The sequence below is a fragment of the Microbulbifer maximicatervae (SeqCode) genome, assembly GCF_052467065.1.
In genome coordinates, this window is sequence record NZ_CP174299.1 from 1,938,500 (window position 1) to 1,959,095 (window position 20,596).

Genomic DNA, 20,596 nt, shown 5'->3' on the forward strand with positions numbered 1-20,596 from the left:
CGAAATTGGAGTAATTTGCCACTTATCTAAATCTCTAAAAAAGACTATTATCAACTAAATCATCTTCTAATAAAATCAACTAACACCTCCATCTTTTTTTTCAAGTCAAGAACTGAACAGTGGTTTTTATCTAATATTTTAACGACAGATTTAGCAATTGAGACTTTCTTATTTGCATAACTCAATGCGATATTGTTAATTGAGGTGTTATCTATTTTGGTTTTATCTTGGTATTGATAGCAATTGGAAATAGCCATGTCGAATGAGGAAAATTTTTCAAAAATAAAATCGGAGGGTTGTGTTCCCTTTAATTCTAATTTCTTATGATTATCCCCCTTGCCAATGGATTCACGTTTGAAACCTTTCTGCGTTAGAACTTCAAATAATAAATTTTTATCAATATAGTTTTCAATTTCACGGCCGTCTGTAATCCAAACTTTGATATAATCTTCAACAGATGAATCTAGGCCAATATTATCAATATTGGCTTCTTTAAGCCTATCTAACATGGAATTTAAATAAGCTTTAAAGGCATCATTATCCCGTTCTTCTTGAGAGGAACAATCAGAGTCAGCTATCAAGTACGCTTTTCTGCTGGTACTTAAAATGTTTATCATGTTCTGATCGATATCATCTAGCGCTGTAAAAGATGCAAGGTTTGTTCCGCCAAAGTATAAGAAAGAATAGTCCTTGCCCTCTTTAAGTTTTTCATCAGAAAATATATCAATCCATTTTTTCAGATAAACTCTATCACTGGGTCCTTCAACCCAAATAACAGTGTTGGCCTGCAGAATTTGAGAAGCTTTAACACCCAGGGAGTCTAATGTTTCGTAGTGCTTGATTACATTATCATTTGGGGTAATCAGGCTAGCACCATTATCTGATTTCAAAGTTCTATAAATGGCCCAGTTTTCATTAAGACAGTCAATCAGGGATGGGGAATGAGTAGTAATAAAGAATCTGTGGCTATGTAGTTCATTCTCAAATATGTTCACTAGTTTAACGACAGCTTCTGGATGTAAGTTAGCTTCTGGTTCCTCCAGAAATACGTTTAAATTTTTATCTTTATTAATCCAAAGATGTGAAAGTAGCATCACTATTTGAGAAACACCTGTACCTAACTGATCTAATGAAAAAGATAATCCCGATCTGAATTCAATACTCAAATCTGTATCCACAATATCGATATTGACTATTTCTTCAGCTAGAATATCGGTTAGCCATTTTTTAATTTGTCTTTTATATCCGGCCCATTTTGATGGGGTTGCCCTATTGAGTCTTAATTTATCTAATTCCTTAATTATTTTTGCGCCATCAAAATAGTAGTTTTTTTCATTGTTTGAATTACGCGAATGATGTCGGATAGGATCGACAAATACTAAGGAAGTTAAGAAGCGACTCCAATAGAATTCGTTATCATTAAAGCCGGCCACATCATCAGTGGGATCTACCCATATATCTGCCTTTAAATTTGAACAAATTTGACCGCGGTCATTGAAGATTGGTTTATCATTTATTTTTATATTTAAGACTGAGGTGTTGGAGCTAACGTTGTGACAGCAATCTAGAGAAACTTTACTCTCATTCGTTCTATAAGAAACCTTATCATTCTCGGTAAAGTTATTATCCTTTGAAAGGATAATTTCGCATTCTATTTTATCTTTGCCCCAATTCCAGGTTTGGCTTTCATCAAGTTCAGTGGCAACTGTAATCGGTTTTCCAGTAAGAAGATTTTCATGGGCTATACTTTTCAAATAATTAAAATATTTAGATAAATTCGATTTTCCTGAATTATTTGGCCCAATTAATAGATTTATCGACTTTAGATCTTTTATATCGACTCCATCTAAATCATATGAGCGCCAGCCACAAAGTTTTATAGAGTCAATTTTCATTTTAATTTATCCTGCTTATGCCAGGAGTTCATCAGATTTTTAAGTGAGTAGTCTTCAGGTTTTCCTAATTGCCAAGATTGATGGTACCTAACATCATTACTTTTAGGCATTGGGTTAGGCTCCCTAAATTGAACTTTCCTTGGTAAAGAAATAGAGTCACCGGAAACAAATGCTTCACCGTCTCGAAGACTAGGTAAGACATCAACTTGACCAGCTAATGTGTCAGGTAATAATCTTTTAATTTTGTTTTGGTCCAGATCATTGGTAAGCCTAAGAGCTATATATGTTCCACATTGTGATAATACGGTCGTAGAAACATTTGATGGACGTTGAGTGACAACCGTCAAACCAATACCATATTTTCTACCTTCTTTAGCAATTCGTTCAACACGTTCTTTTGAAATGTTGAACTTTGAGCTACTATCCTCAGGAATGTAGGTATGAGCCTCCTCTAAAACTAGATTAAGAGGGATGTTTTCAGGATCTAAATCCCAATACTTAAAATCAAAACATAGTCTTGAAATAACTCCCACACATACAGCTCTTACTTCAGCGGGTAATCCGCTTAAATCAAGTATGTTTAGATAGCTCTGATTTTCAGTCAAGCCTAACAAAAATTCGAAATATTCAGCTATTGACGTTTCATTATTAATCTTGTTGTGCAGAAATGAATATCTTGTATCACTCCGAACTGCTTCGAGTTTTAGGATGATACTTTCATATGGTTTCTTGGCAGTAGCACTTGTTTGAGTTTCTTTTTCATTTATTAAGTCATCTAAAAGAGCATCAATATTGAAAAAGATTGGTGTATCTGCAGAGACTACCACTTCATCAATATTTCTTTTTTTGACTTCATCCTCCTTTAGTTTTGTTATGAGCCTTTTTATTATTGCTTTTTGATTTGAGCCTGGTTCAAGATTGTAAACCCCAAAAAACTCTTCTAAATCTAAGAACCAATATGGAAGTGAAAAGTTTGGCCAGGGGATGGCACTTGTCTTTTTTCTAAAGATTTCATTTTGTGTATCTCTTCCATAACCAAATGCCGATGGATACTCATTGTGGATGTCAAAAAACAATATGCGGGGGTGCTCATAGCTAGATAATATAGATTGGACTATCGATGCTACCGTACAACTTTTTCCACTTCCGGTTGTACCTAATATTGCAGTGTGTCTACCCATGAGTTTATCCAGATTTAAGTATGTCTGGTTATCATCACTTTCATCAGTAACACAAAAATGTTCCTTATCTTCTCTCTGATCTATACCTATTAATTGATTTACTTGATCACTACTCAGAAAGTATGTATCGCAATTAATTGTAGGAAAACGTTTAGTGCCTCTCTTGAATTTTTCTTCTACTGCACAACCCAATATTGAAAGCGTTACGACCTTTCTCTCTTCTCTAACTATATCAAAGCCATGATCTGTCCTTTGGGTTTTTTCAATCTCAGTTATTTGCACCTTACTAATTGTGCAAATAGTATCGCCATGAGCCCCGCCACAGTTCACATAAGCGCCAACTTCGGCACAGTGTTTGATGTTTTCAAATTCACGTTCCAGAGCTTCGGCATGAAGTATTATCTCACTTCCATCAACTTCTTTAATTTTGCCAAACTTTAAATCCTGTTCTCTTAATGTTGACACTGTGTAATTTCCTTATTAATTTCTCTGAATAATTTCTAATTGGCCTGAATTTTAGATTGTTAAAGCCCATTTAATAGTATGGTCTTCATAATATCACTTCTCAACATGACCCAGTAATGGGGGGCAGTCTGTTGAGCATGAATAATAAGTATATTAGTCATTTATGGCATATGGTCGTGTTGTTAATATTTTGACATCTGTAATAGATGTCTTATTTTGGGCTAAAGGCTTGTCAATAATAACCAATGGGATTAGGAGTAATATTTATAGGTCTAGGAAATAGTGTTTGATATTTTTTTTAAATTTTTATGTGATTAACCAATGGTATAGGGTATATGAAAACAGTCAAAATATTTCGTAATGGGGGATTATTAGCTTAAGTTGAGTATCTTGAATGGATATTCTAAGTCAGATTATTTGCTAACTAGAACTATCGTTCCGAAAATACGATTTTCACGCACTAGAAGAAAACAACGCCGCCACCGCCAATAAAGTAGCCACCCAAATCCCACAAAGAATCTTCCAAAAAAGCGAAGCATCCCCTTTCTCAGTAGGATCTTCTCTTAGGTAATCCGGGTTCGGATTGGCCAGATCGCGCATAAATTCCGTTAAGGTGGAGTAGCGCTGTTCCAGGTCGATACTACATCCCCGTTCCAGGGCGCGGTCGAACCAGATGGGGACTACCGGATTAAACTGGCTGGCGGTGCGGTAGCGCAGGCGTTCGAAGTCGGCGTGGGAGCGGCAGTTTTCAATTTCTTCGCCGTAGGGCAGTTCGCCTGTAAATATTTCGTAGGCAATAGTGGCGAGGGCATAGATATCGCCGCGAATACCGCTGTTGTGCCCGAGGATATAGTGGGGGTCGGAGTAGCTGGCGGTGCCCAGCGCTTCCGGGTGCTCCAGGGGGCGGAAAATCTCGGCACTGCCGGCTACATAGACTGAGCCGAAGTCGATAATTTTTACCCGCCCGTCGCCGTCGATCATGATATTGGCCGGGCGCAAATCCTGGTGAATGGTTTCCTGATCGTGGAAGGCCTGTAGCCCGGTGGCAATTTCCTTAAGGATGCGAAACGCTTCCGCCGGTTTGGGAAAGCGGTTATTGGTGATCCACTGCTCCAGGGTGCTGCCCTGCACATACTCCATCAGGTAATAGAGCGCGGTGCGCGGGCGGGTCTGCCGGTGCAGGCGCACTACCTGGGGGCTGCGAATACGCAGGCCTATCCACTCTTCCTGAATAAAGCGGTCGATATAGTGGATATCGTCCTCGTAATTTATCGAGGGAGTTTTCATTACCAGGATTTCCCCGGTGGCACTGTCACGCACCAGGTACAGCTGGCTGCGCTGGGAGGAGAACAGCTCCCGTTCCACCTGGTAACCATCCAATACCATGCCCGGTTCCAACTCCGGGGGGAAGGGCAGGCGGGTAAGCTGGCGGCTGTAGTCGTCCAGAGTGGTTTGTGGCAATGCCTTTACCTTTACCACTAATGCGGAGAGGTTATCGTCACTGCCGTTTTCCTCGGCAAGGCGCACCAGGGTTTCCGCTGTTTCCTGTTCGCTTAGTTGGGTATCTGCCAGCAGCTCGCGCAGTAAATCCTGTTTAATAAAGTCGTGCACCCCGTCGCTGGTAATCAGCAGTACATCGTCCTTAGCCAGGCTGAGCTGGCCGTAATCCACTTGCAGGCCGGTATCCATTCCCAGCGCGCGGGACAGCATCTGCTGGCGGTGGGCCAGGGTGATGTTGTGGTCCCGGGTGAGGCATTTAAGGTTGTCGCCGCGCAGGTGATAGATGCGGCTGTCGCCGATATGGAAATAGTGGGCGGTGCGGGATTTAAAAATCAGGGCAGAGAAGGTGCAGAGGAAGCCCTTTTCCTGTTGGGGAAAGTCGTGGCTCTTGCGGTATAGCTTGCTGTTAATGGAGGCGAGGATTTTCTGTCCGGCGTGGGCGACAGACCAGGTATCCGGCACCTTGTAATAGTCCCGCACAAACTGCTCGGTGGCGGTGTGGCTGGCTTGGGCACCGGCTTCGGCGGAGCTGACACCATCTGCCAGCGCGGCGACTGCACCCAGGTATTCCTGTAAGTGCGGGCTGGCTGGCCAGTGATAGATTGCCGCGTCTTCGTTCTGCGGTTTGATGCCGGCACTAGTGCAGAGGCCGTGGCTCAATCGCGGTGTCTGGGCTTCGGGGTTTGCCTCGGTTTCTGTTTGCACCCCGGAATTGGTTTCGCTCACAGCTTTCTCCTATCTCTTTTCGTCCCCTCAGACCAACGGCGAAAAACAAAGAAGGGCCATTGGCCCTACTTTGCGTTTGTTGCTGGATAACTGCTTTCCGATCACTCCACGCTGATCAGCTGCACTGTGCCATCCGGTAGCACTTCGGCGATATTGCCTTTGGGCTCTTCCAGGAACAGGCAGGCGAAGAAGATCACCGCTGCTGCGCCGCAGATAATCAGGAAGAACTGGCTGTAGCTGACATAAGACAGGGCGGTAAGGAAAGTAACCGCACCCACGTTGCCGTAGGCTCCGGCCATACCGGCGATCTGCCCGGTCATGCGGCGCTTCACCAGGGGTACGACGGCGAATACGGCACCCTCACCGGCCTGCACGAAGAAAGAGCAGCACATGGTGGCCACTACCGCAGCGGGAATCCACCAGCCGCCGTTGATCTGGCTCAGTACAAAGTAACCCACTGCCAGGCCGCCGATCAGGAACATCAGGCTGCGGCGGCGTCCCAGTTTGTCAGAGAAGTATCCACCAGTTGGGCGAGCCACCAGGTTCATAAAGGCGAAGCCAGAGGCGAGCAGGCCGGCCTTCACCGGGCTCAATCCTTCAAAGGTTTCCAGGAAGAACAGGGGCAGCATAGAAACCACGGCCAGCTCTGAGCCGAAGGTGACGAAGTAGGCCAGGTCGAGGATGGCTACCTGCTTGAAGTTGTATTTCTCCAGCTCGGGCACACCTTCGCGCAGGTGGTCTTTGTTTACATTCCAGATCATGCGGGTCTGGAAGGCAAACAGTGCTACCAGCAGTCCCCACATCACGTAGGTGGCATTTTGGCTCAGCAGGGCTACGCCACTGGGAGACAGTTTGTAAGCCAGCGCTGCGAGTGCCAGGTACATGGGCACATTCATCAGCAGGTAGAAGTAGAAATCCCGCTTGCTGGTCACTTCCAGGCCGCCGCTCTTTTTCGGTTTGAAGTAAGTGGAACCTTTCGGAGTGTTGCGGGCAACGCGGTAGTAGATGATGCCGTAGAGGCCGGCGATGATGCCGGTGAGGCCCAGGGCATAGCGCCAGCCGTCTTCACCGCCGAACAGCAGGGCGATGGTGGGTAGGGTCATGGCACCGGCAGCAGAACCGAAATTCCCCCAGCCGCCGTAAACACCTTCTGCCAGGCCAACTTGTTTGGCTGGGAACCATTCACCCACCATGCGGATACCAATTACAAAGCCGGCACCCACAAATCCCAGCAGGAAGCGGAACAGGGCCAGGGATTCATAACTGTCTGCAGTGGCGAAGCCCAAACAGATTAAAGATGAGGTCATCAGCAGCCCGCTGTACACCAGGCGCGGCCCCAATTTATCCACCAGCATACCGATAATGATACGGGCGGGGATGGTGAGTGCCACGTTGAGGATTAACAGGGCTTTTACTTGCTGGCTGGTGAGGTCGAACGCTTCCTTGATAAAGACCATCAGCGGAGCGTGGGAGAACCACACCACGAAAGTCAGGAAAAACGCAAACCAAGTAACGTGCAGCGTCTTTATTTTGGGATCGCCCCAATTAAATAAATTGAGGCCGCTGGATTGACTCATGACTATTTTCTCCGGCTTCTCAGAAATTTTTAGAGGTGGATAGGATCATGACCGATAGTATTTGAGCAGCGCCAGAGGGAAAGCGCGCAAAAGGGGTAACTGGAAGGGAAATCGATTTGTATATGGAAGGGAGTAACCCCTTGGGGTTAGTAGCTCGGAGTGGGTAGGGGCGGTTTTTAGTGCGTTTCTACCCCTGTGGGGGTAGTTGGCGGAAATTGATAATGATTAAAAAGGGTTTTTGGGAGTAATTGTCGCTAGCCGATTTTTTGTGCATCTTGCCAATAGCTTGCCTCTGTAGATTTCTCGCCCCCGCTGTAATTCTGTGATCACTTATCTGGGGCGGGGGCCCAATGCGGTGAATAACCGGGGTGGCAATTAATTTTCGACAGCCAATATTTTGGAGATGCCTGCCGTGCAATATACACAGCAACTCGCCGGGCGCGCGCTGATATTTGCCTCGGCCATGTTCGCCGCTAACTTCTCTGTTTGGACGCTTTATGCGGTATTGGGGGTAGAGATTCGCGGGCAACTGGATCTGTCTGCAACTGAATACGGGGTTCTACTGGCTGCGCCGATTTTGAGTGGGGCGCTGTTGCGTTTTCCGGTGGGATTACTGGTGGAATATTTTTCTGCGAAAAAGCTGATTTTATTGCAGATGCTGTTGTTGCTGCCTGTGCTCTTTTTGTTGCCCTTTATCGATAGCTACGGGGCTCACTTGCTGGCGGGGCTGTGGCTGGGTATTTCCGGGGTGTCTTTTGTTTTGGGGATTCGCTATATCAGCCCGTGGTTCGAAAGAGGGCGGCAGGGTACTGCGATGGGCATTTTTGGTGCAGGAAATGCCGGAGCTGCAATTACCTTGGCATTGGCTCCTGCCATTCAAAATTGGTTTGGGCGCGAGTGGATAGGGCCGGTTTATGGAGCCGGGATTATCCTGATGATGGTTTTATTCGAATTTTTTGCACCAGAGGAAACCCGCTATATGCGCAGCCGGGGAAAACCGGATCTGCGCAGTCATTTAAAGCCGTTAACGCAAATCCGGGTTTGGCGTTATGGCCTCTACTATTACTTTGTTTTTGGCAGTTTTCTCGCGCTTTTACTGTGGTTGCCGAATTACTATCTGTCGGTGTACCAAGTCAGTACACCGGTTGCAATGGCACTCACCCTGTTGTTTGTGGCCCTTTCCAGTTCACTGCGCGCTTTGGGGGGCTGGTTTGCCGATCGCTACGGTGCGCGCACCGTCAATTGGAGTGTTTTCTGGACTTGCCTGGTCTGTCTTTTCTTCCTCAGTTACCCGCCCACCAGTATGACTATTCACGGGGTGGAACGGGATGTGCATTTAAATATTGAAGTGGGTATTGAGCTGTTCACTTTACTGCTACTGGTTATCGGTATCGCCCAGGGATTTGGCCGCGCGTCTGTTTACAAAGCGCTGCACGATAATTTCCCCGCGCATATGGGGAGTGTTGGCGGTACCGTAGCCACTATTGGTGCCCTCGGTGGTTTTACCCTGCCTGTTCTTTTTGGTATCGCTCAGGACTTAGTAGGTATCCACAGTGCGGCCTTTATGCTGCTCTACGGTGTGCTCGCTATTTGTATGTTGGTTATGTATTTGGCGATTCAAAGAGAAAATTATATGCAGCGTTTACAGTACGCACAGCAAAATAATTTCCTGCTTGAGGAAACCAGCGAAACCGAGGCTTTGCCGGATAGGTAGTGCCCACTACCAATAAGGGATTACGCCTGAGTAAAGGCTAGGGAGTAAAGATTAATTAAGCAGGAAAAAATCTATGGTTTCAGTCGAGTCTGAAAAATTGTAATTTGTCACTGTTCACTCCGTTGTTGCAAAGGAAAAGCGTCATGACCGTTTCCAAATTCCCAAAAATTCTCGGTGCCTTACTGTTGGGGGCATGCAGCACTGTTGCATTGCAGGCCGCTGCGCAGGAAAGTGAAAATGCCACTCTGGTGGATGCGTTGAAATCCGGTGAAGTCGGATTGAATCTGCGTTACCGCGTAGAGACTGTTGATCAGGATGATATTGATGATGAAGCAGTTGCATCCACTTTAAGAACTCGCCTCAACTGGCGCAGTGGCAGCTACCGTGGCTTTACCAGCTTCCTGGAAATGGATGATGTTACGGCAGTTGGCAATGACAGCTACAACTCCACCGTTAATGGTGAAGGCGAATACCCGGTAGTGGCTGATCCGGAAGGAACTGAAATTAACCAGGCCTACATTCGCTACAGCGGTGGAAATTCCATAATTACCGCCGGTCGCCAGCGCATTAACCTGGACGGGCAGCGATTTGTCGGCGGTGTTGGCTGGAGACAAAACGAGCAGACCTACGATGGTGTTCGTTATCAGTACGGCAGTGCCGATAGCTTCCAGTTGGATTATAGCTACGTCTACAACGTTAACCGTATTTTCGGTGAAGACAGTGCTGGTTCCGATATGGGCGGCGATATCCAACTGCTACACGCAATTTATCCAGTAGCTGAAAACCATAAAATCAGCGCTTTTGTTTACAATCTGGATCTGGAAGATTTCACCGATAATGCAAGTCGCACTTATGGGGTAGATTACAAAGGTAAATTTGGTCCGGTAAAAGCCAACCTGAGTTATGCGCACCAGTCAGATATTGGTGACAACCAGTATGACTATAGTGCTAATTATTACCTGGCAGAACTTGGCGCTGATCTGGGTCCTGTTGCGGCAAAACTCGGTTATGAAGTTTTGGGTTCCGACAATGACGTTGGTTTTAAAACCCCGCTGGCAACCTTGCACAAGTTCCAGGGTTTCACTGATAAATTCCTGGGAACCCCCGCTGACGGTGTCGAAGATCTGTATGTTGGCGGTTCTATGAAAGTGGCCGGTGGCAAGCTGGGCTTGACCTATCACAACTTTGAAGCGGCCGAGGGCTCCGTTAGTTACGGTGATGAGTGGAACCTGAGCTACGGGCACAAAATCACCGACGACATTTCTGCACTCGTTAAGTACGCAACTTATCGTGCTGATGAGTACAGCACTGACACCGACAAGCTTTGGATCATGGTAACCGCTAATTTCTAAGCGGCTGAAAGAACTCCTTAGCGAGGCCCCCGGCTTCGGCCGGGGTTTTCCCCGCACCTTGAACCTGTTTTTATAATTTATAAATTTTAATCGACTGAAGCTCCACGTTTTGATGTCTCCCCGAGGAGCATCAGTTCGAGCACCAAGGGAGTACCACCTTTGCCCCAAGCATAAATTAACCAGCTTGATACACTGACATCAGTTTAAACACCGAGTCCCGCTACCTAAACCGCGTCGTTTTTTATTGACGTTGCAAGGTGCCGGGACCGTGGCCGTACCGGCCACCAGGGTCTAGCGGGAAACTGCGCGGCCTCCCGAAATTGGAAAGGCGTTTAATGTTACAAGACAATTTTGGCCGTAGGTTTTACTACCTGCGCCTGTCCGTGACGGACATCTGCAACTACCGCTGCAACTACTGCCTGCCCGAGGGCATCGGTTGCGGACGTTCCCTGGAAGGGGAAAATCCTCTCTCAGTCGCTGAGGTGGGCACATTAGTGCGCGCTTTCGCTTCACTGGGTACGGAAAAGGTACGCCTTACTGGCGGAGAGCCCTCCCTGCGCAAAGACCTGGTGCCGCTGCTCGAAGCCGTGCGCGCTAGCGATAAGATTCGCCGCTTAGCCATCACTACCAATGGTTACCGCCTGCCCAGTCAGATAGACGACTGGCACCGCGCGGGTTTGGATCAGGTGAATGTCAGTATCGACAGCCTCGACCCGGCTCAATTCCACCATATCACCGGCCACAATCGCCTGGATAAAGCCTTAGCAGGCCTGGATCGCGCCCTGGCCTTGGGTATCGATACCAAGGTCAACGCAGTGCTGATGCGCCAGTACAACCTGGCCGAGCTGGATAATTTCCTCGCCTGGGTTCGCGAGACTCCGGTGACCCTGCGCTTTATTGAATTGATGCGCACCGGCGATAACCGCGAGTTCTTCGCCAGCAACCATGTCTCCGGTGGCGATATAGAAACCCTGTTGCTGCGGGAAGGTTGGGAGCAGGTGATCCGCACCCGCGATGCCGGTCCGGCGCGGGAGTATTTCCACCCGGATTACGCCGGTCGTATCGGCCTTATTACCCCTTACGGCAAAGACTTCTGTGCAAGCTGCAATCGCCTGCGGGTATCGGCTCAGGGCAAGTTGCACCTGTGCCTGTTCGCCGACCAGGGCTTTGATATGCGCGAAATCATCGCCGATGGCGATAGCGAGGCGCTGGCAGCTCATATCCGCGAGTTGATTGTGGATAAGACCGCAGGCCACCAGCTGCACGAAGGTTTTACCGGCGCTACCCGCAACCTGGCGATGCTGGGGGGCTAGGGTTATGGCCAGGGCTATTGTTAGTAAATCAACAATCGGCGTGGTGCTGGCCGGCGGCCGCTCCAGCCGGATGGGCCGCGACAAGGCCCTGCTGGCCCACCCCCAACAGGGCAATTTTTTGCAGCATGCCGAGGCATTGTTGAGTGAGCTTCCGCTGGCAAAAGTCGTCACCAGCGGCGCCCGCCCCGGAGCGATTGAAGACCTGGTGCCGGAGCGGGGTCCACTGGGCGGCCTATATTCGGTAGCCCTGGCAACCGGTGCTGATGCGGCCCTGGTGATCCCGGTAGATATGCCTCTGCTCGGGCGGAAGCACCTCGCAGAGTTATTGGCTGAGGGGCAGACAAGTGGCCGGCCCTGTTATTTTGAAAACTTCTTTTTTCCCCTGTGGCTGCCTTTAAATGGCGACTGCCTGGATTATTTGCGCCGTGCCGTTGAGGGCAGTGCGCGCAATTCTGTCGGCGCGCTGCTGCGTCACCTGGGGGCCAAATCCATACCCATAAAAAGTGCTGGCGATTGGCATCGCAATATCAATACGCCGGCAGATTATCTCGGCTTGAGTACGCCGGATAAAACTCCAGAAAACAGTTTTTTGAGAGACCACTGATTATGTCCGCACACGCTAGCAAAGAATTTGTACCGCTCAATATCGCGGTACTTACCGTATCCGATACCCGCAACGAGCAGACTGATACCTCTGGCCAGTACTTGGTGGAAGCCCTCAAAACTGCCGGCCATCAGCTCGCAGATAAGCGCATTACCCCGGACGATGTTTACCAGATGCGCGCGGTGGTCTCCGCCTGGATTGCAGATCCGAAAGTACAGGTGGTATTGGTGACCGGTGGTACCGGTTTTACCGATCGCGACTCCACGCCGGAGGCCCTGAGCCCGCTGTTCGACAAAACCGTCGACGGCTTCGGCGAGCTGTTCCGCCATATTTCCCTGGGGGATATCGGTAGCTCCACCGTGCAATCCCGCGCGCTCGCCGGCCTCGCTAACCGCACACTGATATGCTGTATGCCCGGTTCCACCGGAGCCTGCCGCACAGCTTGGGAAGGCATATTGCTGGAGCAGTTGGATGCCCGCCACAAGCCCTGCAACTTTATCCCCCATGTGCGCTTTGCCAGCGCACCCTGCGAGAGCCGGGGGTAATTTGTGAGCCAGTTAACCCACTTAAACCAGCGCGGCGAAGCCAGCATGGTGGATGTTACCGAGAAGGACATCACTGACCGCAGTGCCCTGGCCGAGAGCAGCATCTGTATGAGTGCAGAGGCTTTTGCACTGCTGAGCCAAGGGGCGCACAAAAAAGGCGACGTGCTCTCTGTAGCTCGTATCGCCGGCATCCAGGCCGCCAAGAAAACATCGGATTTAATTCCCCTGTGCCATCCACTGGCATTGACCAAAGTAGCGGTGGATTTCGAATTACAGCAGGAAAAGCATAATGTGCATATCACTGCTTTCTGCCGCTTGGCCGGGCGCACCGGAGTAGAGATGGAAGCGTTAACCGCAGCTTCGGTAGCGGCGCTGACTATTTACGATATGTGTAAAGCTGTGGACCCGGCGATGGAAATCGGCCCGACCCGTCTGCTGCAAAAAACCGGCGGTAAGCGCGGCCACTGGCGCGGCGATGCTGCGGACAAGGCGTAAAAATTTCAGAGGTGTAAAGCGATGGTAAAGGTTCTGTTTTTCGCGCGTCTGCGCCAGCAATTGGGCATGGGCGAGACTACCCTGGAGGACTTTTCCGGCAGTCTCAGCGAGTTGCGCAATACCCTATGTGAACAGCACCCGGATTGGAGCCCGCACCTGCAAAGGGATGATATTCGTATGGCCCTGAACCAGGAGCTGGCAGAAACCGGAGCCCAGGTGAAGGCTGGGGATGAAGTTGCATTTTTCCCGCCGGTTACCGGCGGTTAGTGGTGCCAATATGAAAGCCGTTGATCGTATTGAAGTCTGTGAAGCGCCCCTCGACGTAGCGGCTGAATATACTGCGCTGCAGGGCAACAGTGGTGATGGTGCCTGCGCCCTGTTTGTGGGTTCGGTGCGGGACTTCAATGCGGGCAGTGATGTCTGCGGCCTGGCCCTGGAACACTATCCGGGCATGACGGAAAAAAGCCTGCAACGGATTATTAATGATGCCCGCGATCGCTGGTCCCTGGGTCGTGTGACTATCGTCCACCGTGTTGGCCCCATGCAGATCAACGATGAGATTGTTTTTGTCGGTGTTACCAGCCCCCACCGTCAAGCTGCCTTTGCCGCCTGCCAATACATTATGGATCGCCTCAAAACTGAGGCGCCTTTCTGGAAGCGCGAAGCGGTTGCGGATGAGTCCGGTAAGCCTTCAGAGCGCTGGGTCGAAGCTCGGGCCAGTGATGCTGCGGAGATGGAAAAGTGGTCCGCCGGCTGAGCTTGCTGCTATCCGCTTTACTGGTGGCCATCGCGCTACCGGTAAATGCGGATAACTGCACCTTGCGGGTGGCGGTAGCGGCCAGTTTCCGCCCGGCACTGGAAGAGGTACTGCCAGAATTTGAGCGTCGCCATGCCTGTGTGGTGCAAATCAGTAGTGGCAGCTCCGGGGTGCTCTACCAACAAATAGCGCACCGCGCGCCCTTCGATTTATTCCTGTCTGCCGATCGCGAGCGACCCGAACTGTTGGAAAAGCAGGGTGGGGCACTGGCCAACAGTCGTAAGACTTACGCCCTGGGTTTACTGGCTCTCTGGCACCCAAAATCGGAATCGAATATCGAGCAGTTACTGCAAACCTGGCCTGATAAAATTGTACTAGCCGATCCCAAAGTAGCGCCCTTTGGCAGTGCCGCCCGGCAGGCGATGCAAAGCCTGGACTTGTGGAAGAAAAAACAAACTCAATTAGCCCGGGCCCACAATGCTGGCCAAGCCTATTTAATGCTGGATTCCGGCAATGCGCAGCTGGGCTTTGTCGCCGCCAGCCAGATGCAAGCAGCCGGCCGCGATAACTACTGGCTGCTGCCGCAGCGTTTGTACAAACCCATTGAACAGCAGTTGCTGATTCCCACCCAGAGCCGTCGGCCTAAAGAGGCGCAGTCCCTCGCTGACTATTTGCGTTCAGCGGAAGTGCAGGTGCAACTACAGCACTTGGGTTACGGTGTTTTGCCAACTCAATATCGAAGTAGAGATGGAGGGAGTGGCTAATGAGTATCGCTGCTGCCGACTGGCAGGCCCTGTGGCTAACGTTAAAATTGGCCGGCTTAACTACCTTGCTCTTGTTTATTATCGGCGTGCCCCTGGCCTGGAAATTGAGCCAATGGCAGAGCCGCTGGCGCCACGGTATCGAGGTATTAATTACCCTGCCGCTGGTACTGCCACCCACGGTGTTGGGTTTTTATTTACTGCTTTTATTTTCTCCCAACTATGCGCCCGGGCAGTGGCTGTCACACATTTTTGATGGCCCTTTGGTGTTTTCTTTTACCGGCCTTGTATTTGCGTCAGTGATTTATTCCCTGCCGTTTATGGTCCAGCCGCTGTTGGCCGCGTTTAATGCCAATGGTCAGCGCCTGACCCAGGCTGCCGCAGCACTGGGTATACCGCCCTGGGCGGCACTATTAAAAGTTCTTTTGCCGGCGAGTCGCGCCGCTATTGTGAGTGCCTGCGCTTTAACGTTTGCCCATACCCTGGGTGAGTTCGGGGTAGTGCTGATGATTGGTGGCTCTATTCCCGGTGAGACCCAGGTGGTTTCTATTGCTCTTTATCAACATGTGGAGGCGATGGAATACGGTGCGGCGCACCGGCTGGCTTTGATGTTGATGGGAATTACTACGGTACTGCTACTCGCTGCCCGTTGGCTGGGACATAGTTTGGCCCCGCGCGGATCAAACAACGAGCAGGCTAAACCGGTAATGGGGGTGCTGGGCTAATGGAAATCACCTTACCCCTATTCGGTACTGCGTCTACCACTTCTGATTCCAGCGGATTGAGTGTTACAGGGCTGGTGACTCCGCTTAACGCTGCGACTCCCTGGCAATTAGAGCTGCCAGCCTCTGGAGTTTTTGGCCTTACCGGTCCCTCCGGCAGCGGCAAGAGCACATTACTGGCGGCCCTGGCTGGTCAGCGCCATTGCCGTGGCAATATCACTTTTGCCAATACGGTTTGGCAGCGCGGACGCCGCGCCCTGGCTACCCACAAAAGAACGCTTTCTTTGGGCTTTCAGGATAGCCGCTTGTTTGCCGGCCAGTCGGTGGCAGATAACCTGGCAGTGGCCCGCCGTTACAGCCGCAGGCCACTGCCAGAGGAAGAGCATGATCGGCTGCTAAAGGCTTTTGGTATTGAACCGCTGCTACATCAGCCGGTAGAGCTATTGTCTGGTGGAGAGGCCCAGCGTGTGGCTGTATTACGCCAGCTTTTTAACAACGCGCCGCTGCAATTATTTGATGAGCCGCTTTCAGCGGTTGACCGCGCCCAGGTACTGCGGCGCCTATTGCCGACCCTACGGGATTTCTGGGCCCGATATCCGGCGCTGGTAATCTGGACCAGTCACGACTTTGATGAAATCCAGCTGCTGGCCCAGCGCTGTTTGTGGATGGATTCTGCCAATTTGTCCGCACCACTTCCCTTACCTGAAATTGCCCAGCGTCTGGATAGCCACGGCGTAGGGGATAGTTGTCGCAGCCGGATTGAAGCGCGAGTGGAATCCCTAAACGATGGTCTGCTCACTTTGGATCTAGGGGGGATTTCCATCTTTGCAGATAGGGTGACAGGCCATTATCGAAAAGGCGATACCGCTGCTTTTCTGCTGGAAGCTGGAGATATCAGCCTTAGTGTAGAGAAGCCGGGCCTGTCCAGTATCCTTAATTGCCTGCCGGTAACTTTAGTTGCTAAGCAGAACCTTACCGATGGCCGCATTCGTTTACAGTTAGCCGCTGCTGATCAGGTGTTCTACGCAGATATTTCCCGTCTCTCCTGCGAGCGCCTAGAACTGCGTGAGGGCACTACCTACTTTGCCCAGTTTAAGGCCGGTAGTCTTGCCGGTTTGTAAGTAGTTTCAGGGCAATTTCTGAAAGTGCATTTCTTCGATCCCTAAAACCACAGCAATTTTTTTGCTAAGTTTGAACACCAGCTAACTGAGTGGTGCTCCTATGGGCGTTGTGTTGGGAATTTCCCTCTTTAACGAGGGCGATAAGTTTTACCGGGAAAAAGCACAGGTCGAGGGCTTACCCGTAGCGAAAGCTGTGACCATTGAGGATCTACACCCAGTACTTATTCGTTGCATAGAAGAAGGCGGGCACAACTATCGAGTAAGCCGCCTGGAATCGGGTGAGCTGGAAATTGCCGAGCTACTTGAGGATTGTGAGCCCTACCGGATCGATGCTTTCCGCTATCAGCTTCGCCGAAAGGGCGACGCTATCGTTATCCACTCTACTTACAAAGACGATGCCTTGTACTTTCATCTGGCTTGCCGCGCAGCCAGTGGGCAGAGAGTTAAGATAGATTTCAACGGCGAGCACCCGTTTTATAACTATGACTCCATAGCGGAATACCAGGGTGGTGGTAACTATCATCTGGCTAATCTCTTCGACCTTCAATATCTGCCCGGTTATATCGAAGAGCACTGCCGGCGATTTATTCACTGTCCGGAGTACTGGTCTTTTACCTTCTTTATCCCGTATTTGGGCAAGGTAGAGCTGAATAACTACACTTCCGATCCAGAACAGCCTCTCTACCACCTCGATTTCTATTGCCCGGAGCGCAAGCTAAAAATCTTCCAATCGGCGACTGAGAGAGAAGGCTCTTACTATTTTCGCGACGCTATCTCGACAGAAAAGCTGGTGCAATTGCTAGAAGATATGGCGACAGAACTGCTGCCAGAGCTGCAAGAAGCGGGTGTTATGTCTTGCTTGAGCTGCTTTGAAGCTATCCATCAAGCCTACAGTGAAATTGAGAGCACCATTGAGACGGATGACAGTCTTGCCTCAGTTGCGGAGGATCTTGTTGGGTACCAACAGAGTATCTGCGGCAGACCTGTCCAATACGAAGTCACTGAAAATGCAGATGGGTCTATTACTGTGCAGGCCTACTATTTTCAGCCGCCCATAGGTTACAACTATACGATTAGTGCTGAGGATATCGCAGGGTGCCATATCTATTTGGATAAGCTGCACGATTTAGATTTTTATGAGCAGATGTGTATGGCTATTGCCAGGCATCTATGCCCGACGATGCCGACCGTTGAAGACTTGGATGAAGTGACGATCTACTATCGCAGGGATACCGATAGACAGCTGATTTCCAGCCTGCTTGAAGGTTCGGATATAACGCCGATATTGGTTCAGGTGAAATAAAAAAGGGGAGGTTAAACCTCCCCGCAACAGCGGTTCCCCGCCCGTGAGACCAAATTATGGATTGTAGAATTCACCGTTTTTGCGCAGGTAGAACCAGTAGTTAACTACCAGGCAAACCGCGTAGAAAATGGCAATGCCTGCCAGAGCGTATTCCGGGGTGGTGGCTTTGATCTGCTCGCCGAAGACCTTGGGAATATAGAAGGCACCGTAGGCGGCAACTGCTGAGGTCCATCCCAATACCGGGCCTGCCTGCTCTTTCGGGAACACCATGGCGATGGTGCGGAAGGTAGAGCCATTGCCGATACCGGTAGCGGCGAACAGCACCAGGAACAGTAGGAAGAAGGGCAGGAAGAACTCTTCCGGAGTGGCTGAGCCGTAGGCGGCCTTCATGTAGTAAGCCACACCCAGGGCACTACCCACCATGATTGCTGCACAGATTTGGGTAACCAGGGCTCCGCCGATACGGTCGGAGATCCAACCACCTACCGGGCGAATCAGAGCGCCGATAAACGGACCCATCCAAGCGTACATCAGGGCGCTGGGGCCATTGTTGTTGATGGTATCGTGAGTCATAACCCCGTCCACCATCACGTGGCTGTATCCGAAGATCACCTTTATAGCCAGGGGGAAGGCCGCTGCGAAACCGATAAAGCTGCCGAAGGTCATGGTGTAAATGACACTCATCACCCAGGTGTGCTTGTTGTTGAAGATACGGTACTGACGCTGCAAGCTGGTTTTAATCTCACCGGGCAGCAGCTTCAAGCCGAACACGGTAGCGGCGATTACCAGCACCAGAACGATTTCCTTGGGCACACCCCAGCCTGAACCGTTGGCCGCTTCGGGAAGCAACAGCCACAGACCTGTGATTGCGGTGAAGAGGCCGATTCCCAACATCATGGTCATCTTCAACATCGCGCCGATAGAACTGCCCACATCCGGGGTGACTTCGTCGGTGCGCAGGTTGTTCATACCGAACCAGCCGACAAAGGCCAGTGGAACCAGGAACAGCAGCCATACAAAACCGGCATTTTGAATCCACGCTTCAGAACCGGCTGGTACTTTACCAATCAGGGAGCCAGAGCTGCTCACCAGGGTCATGGGATCGCCGCCAGCGGCCCCGAAGGCACCGAAGGTCATAAACAGCGGTACCAGGATCTGCATGGTGGTAACACCGAAGTTACCCAAGCCCGCATTCAGGCCAAGCGCCAACCCTTGTTTTTCCTTGGGGAAAAAGAAGCTGATATTGGACATGGAAGAGGCGAAGTTACCACCGCCAATACCTGACAGCAGAGCCAGCAACTGGAATACCCACAATGGGGTCTCAGGATTTTGCAAGGCGATACCCGTGCCTAGGGCAGGGACCATCAATAGGGCCGTGGTAAAGACAATGGTGTTGCGCCCACCGAATAATCGAATAAAGAAACTACTGGGTATTCGAAGGGTAGCGCCGGTGAGACCGGCAATTGCCATCAGGGTAAACAGATCGGCTTTGGCAATGGGGAAGCCAAGGTTGAGCATTTGAACGGTAATAATGCCCCAGTAGAGCCACACGGCGAAGCCGCACAGCAAACTGGGAATGGATATCCACAAATTCCGGTTTGCGATTTTTTTGCCCTTGGACTGCCAGAACTTGCTGTCCTCTGGGGCCCACTCGTAGATGTCAGACACGGCGGCCACTCCTCCTCGAAATGATTCGTCCGGCCACTATGGGCCGGGGCTTATCCCTGCTCAATTACCAACAGTAAGTAACCCCTTTGCCCCCGCGCGTAATAGCTACCCATTTGGGGGTAAGCGCAGGCACTGAGCCCTGTGTTAAAGTCACTGTTCAGAATTAGTACAACTTACAGCAATGAAGCAGGACACCCCATGACTTCTTCTGCCACGGTAATGATGGTTGATGACCATCCTCTGTTTCGTAAAGGTCTCAAGCAATTGTTTGCTATGGAGCCCAGCCTGGAGTTGGTAGCCGAGGCCAGTAGCGGGGAGGAAGCGCTGGAGCTGGCCAAACAGCACGAGCCGGACCTTATTCTATTGGACCTGAATATGCGCGGTATGGACGGGCTGGATACCCTGCGGGCAATGCGTGCAGCTGATGTAGCCTCACGTATCGTGATACTCACCGTTTCCGATAACAACGCGGACGTAGTTTCCTGTATTCGTGCCGGTGCCGATGGTTACCTGCTCAAGGATATGGAGCCGGAAGATATTCTCGATCAGGTTATCCAGGCCACACACGGCAAGCTCGCTATCAGCCAGCGCCTTACCGAGATCCTCGCCTCCGCTCTTCGCAAGCCGGACAATTCCGGTGCGGATACCCTGTCGACGCTCACCAGTCGCGAATACCAGATCTTGCAATTGATCGCCGATGGCCTCAGTAACAAGTTAATCGCCCGTGAATTGGATATCAGTGATGCCACTGTAAAGGTTCACGTTAAACACTTATTGAAAAAGTTGGGCATGCGCTCCCGGGTGGAAGCTGCTGTGTGGATGGTTAATCAGAAGCGACCGGAATCCCAAAACCGCAGCCACTAGTTTGTCCCAACCGCAAAGGAATGAAGTAAGAGA

General features: G+C 50.3%; 18 protein-coding genes and 1 riboswitch. Of the genes, 13 read left to right on the top strand and 5 right to left on the bottom strand.

Annotation, left to right across the window (positions count from 1 at the left end):
• Positions 1 to 59: 59 nt before the first annotated feature.
• The 4 genes from ACJJI1_RS08610 to ACJJI1_RS08625 all read right to left on the bottom strand — a co-directional run bounded on the left by ACJJI1_RS08610 (position 60) and on the right by ACJJI1_RS08625 (position 7,344).
• Positions 60 to 1,895, bottom strand: a complete 1,836-nt coding sequence (locus ACJJI1_RS08610) for an ATP-dependent nuclease (protein WP_444959096.1) — start codon at positions 1,893 to 1,895, stop codon at positions 60 to 62.
• Positions 1,892 to 3,541 (bottom strand): ATP-binding protein, encoded by a 1,650-nt coding sequence (locus ACJJI1_RS08615; RefSeq protein WP_444959097.1) that lies wholly within the window; start codon positions 3,539 to 3,541, stop codon positions 1,892 to 1,894. Before ACJJI1_RS08615 ends, ACJJI1_RS08610 begins: the two co-directional genes overlap by 4 nt.
• A gap of 453 nt (positions 3,542 to 3,994) precedes the next feature.
• Positions 3,995 to 5,767: a bifunctional protein-serine/threonine kinase/phosphatase gene (locus ACJJI1_RS08620; protein ID WP_444959098.1), complete on the bottom strand. Its 1,773-nt coding sequence runs from the start codon at positions 5,765 to 5,767 to the stop codon at positions 3,995 to 3,997.
• 101 nt (positions 5,768 to 5,868) lie between these two features.
• Positions 5,869 to 7,344, bottom strand: coding sequence for a NarK family nitrate/nitrite MFS transporter (locus ACJJI1_RS08625; protein WP_444926413.1), 1,476 nt, complete (start codon positions 7,342 to 7,344; stop codon positions 5,869 to 5,871).
• 403 nt (positions 7,345 to 7,747) lie between these two features.
• Here ACJJI1_RS08625 and ACJJI1_RS08630 point away from each other — a divergent pair, with 403 nt between their 5' ends.
• From ACJJI1_RS08630 to ACJJI1_RS08685, 12 genes are all read left to right on the top strand, one after another.
• A complete protein-coding gene (locus tag ACJJI1_RS08630) occupies positions 7,748 to 9,058 on the top strand; it encodes an MFS transporter (protein WP_444959099.1) in 1,311 nt (436 codons plus the stop codon).
• Between the two features lie 143 nt (positions 9,059 to 9,201).
• Positions 9,202 to 10,410, top strand: coding sequence for an alginate export family protein (locus ACJJI1_RS08635; protein ID WP_444926415.1), 1,209 nt, complete (start codon positions 9,202 to 9,204; stop codon positions 10,408 to 10,410).
• Between the two features lie 196 nt (positions 10,411 to 10,606).
• Positions 10,607 to 10,757, top strand: a riboswitch (molybdenum cofactor riboswitch).
• A complete protein-coding gene (moaA, locus tag ACJJI1_RS08640) occupies positions 10,746 to 11,723 on the top strand; it encodes a GTP 3',8-cyclase MoaA (RefSeq protein ID WP_413664021.1) in 978 nt (325 codons plus the stop codon). (Overlaps the previous riboswitch by 12 nt.)
• A gap of 4 nt (positions 11,724 to 11,727) precedes the next feature.
• The gene (mobA, locus tag ACJJI1_RS08645) at positions 11,728 to 12,327 is read left to right on the top strand and encodes a molybdenum cofactor guanylyltransferase (protein ID WP_444959100.1); all 600 of its coding nucleotides are present in this window, start codon (positions 11,728 to 11,730) and stop codon (positions 12,325 to 12,327) included.
• Positions 12,328 to 12,329: 2 nt separating this feature from the next.
• Positions 12,330 to 12,872: a molybdenum cofactor biosynthesis protein B gene (gene moaB, locus ACJJI1_RS08650; RefSeq protein ID WP_108731355.1), complete on the top strand. Its 543-nt coding sequence runs from the start codon at positions 12,330 to 12,332 to the stop codon at positions 12,870 to 12,872.
• A gap of 3 nt (positions 12,873 to 12,875) precedes the next feature.
• The gene (gene moaC, locus ACJJI1_RS08655; protein WP_444959101.1) at positions 12,876 to 13,367 is read left to right on the top strand and encodes a cyclic pyranopterin monophosphate synthase MoaC; all 492 of its coding nucleotides are present in this window, start codon (positions 12,876 to 12,878) and stop codon (positions 13,365 to 13,367) included.
• 21 nt (positions 13,368 to 13,388) lie between these two features.
• The gene (gene moaD, locus ACJJI1_RS08660) at positions 13,389 to 13,634 is read left to right on the top strand and encodes a molybdopterin converting factor subunit 1 (RefSeq protein ID WP_444959102.1); all 246 of its coding nucleotides are present in this window, start codon (positions 13,389 to 13,391) and stop codon (positions 13,632 to 13,634) included.
• A 10-nt stretch (positions 13,635 to 13,644) separates the two neighbouring features.
• Positions 13,645 to 14,124, top strand: a complete 480-nt coding sequence (gene moaE / locus ACJJI1_RS08665) for a molybdopterin synthase catalytic subunit MoaE (protein ID WP_444923714.1) — start codon at positions 13,645 to 13,647, stop codon at positions 14,122 to 14,124.
• The gene (modA, locus tag ACJJI1_RS08670; protein ID WP_444959103.1) at positions 14,109 to 14,888 is read left to right on the top strand and encodes a molybdate ABC transporter substrate-binding protein; all 780 of its coding nucleotides are present in this window, start codon (positions 14,109 to 14,111) and stop codon (positions 14,886 to 14,888) included. Before moaE ends, modA begins: the two co-directional genes overlap by 16 nt.
• Positions 14,888 to 15,610, top strand: a complete 723-nt coding sequence (gene modB, locus ACJJI1_RS08675) for a molybdate ABC transporter permease subunit (protein ID WP_444959104.1) — start codon at positions 14,888 to 14,890, stop codon at positions 15,608 to 15,610. The genes modA and modB overlap by 1 nt, the downstream gene beginning before the upstream one ends.
• Complete coding sequence (locus ACJJI1_RS08680) at positions 15,610 to 16,728, top strand: ATP-binding cassette domain-containing protein (protein WP_444959105.1); 1,119 nt, start codon at positions 15,610 to 15,612, stop codon at positions 16,726 to 16,728. Before modB ends, ACJJI1_RS08680 begins: the two co-directional genes overlap by 1 nt.
• A gap of 100 nt (positions 16,729 to 16,828) precedes the next feature.
• Positions 16,829 to 18,031 carry a hypothetical protein gene (locus ACJJI1_RS08685; RefSeq protein WP_444959106.1) on the top strand — a complete coding sequence of 401 codons (1,203 nt, stop codon included), beginning with the start codon at positions 16,829 to 16,831 and terminating at the stop codon, positions 18,029 to 18,031.
• Positions 18,032 to 18,085: 54 nt separating this feature from the next.
• Here the strand turns inward: ACJJI1_RS08685 and ACJJI1_RS08690 are convergent, their stop codons facing one another.
• Entirely contained in the window at positions 18,086 to 19,699 is a 1,614-nt protein-coding gene (locus tag ACJJI1_RS08690; protein WP_444895493.1) for an MFS transporter, read from the bottom strand.
• Positions 19,700 to 19,897: 198 nt separating this feature from the next.
• Here ACJJI1_RS08690 and narL point away from each other — a divergent pair, with 198 nt between their 5' ends.
• Complete coding sequence (gene narL / locus ACJJI1_RS08695) at positions 19,898 to 20,563, top strand: two-component system response regulator NarL (protein ID WP_108731363.1); 666 nt, start codon at positions 19,898 to 19,900, stop codon at positions 20,561 to 20,563.
• Positions 20,564 to 20,596 lie beyond the last annotated feature (33 nt).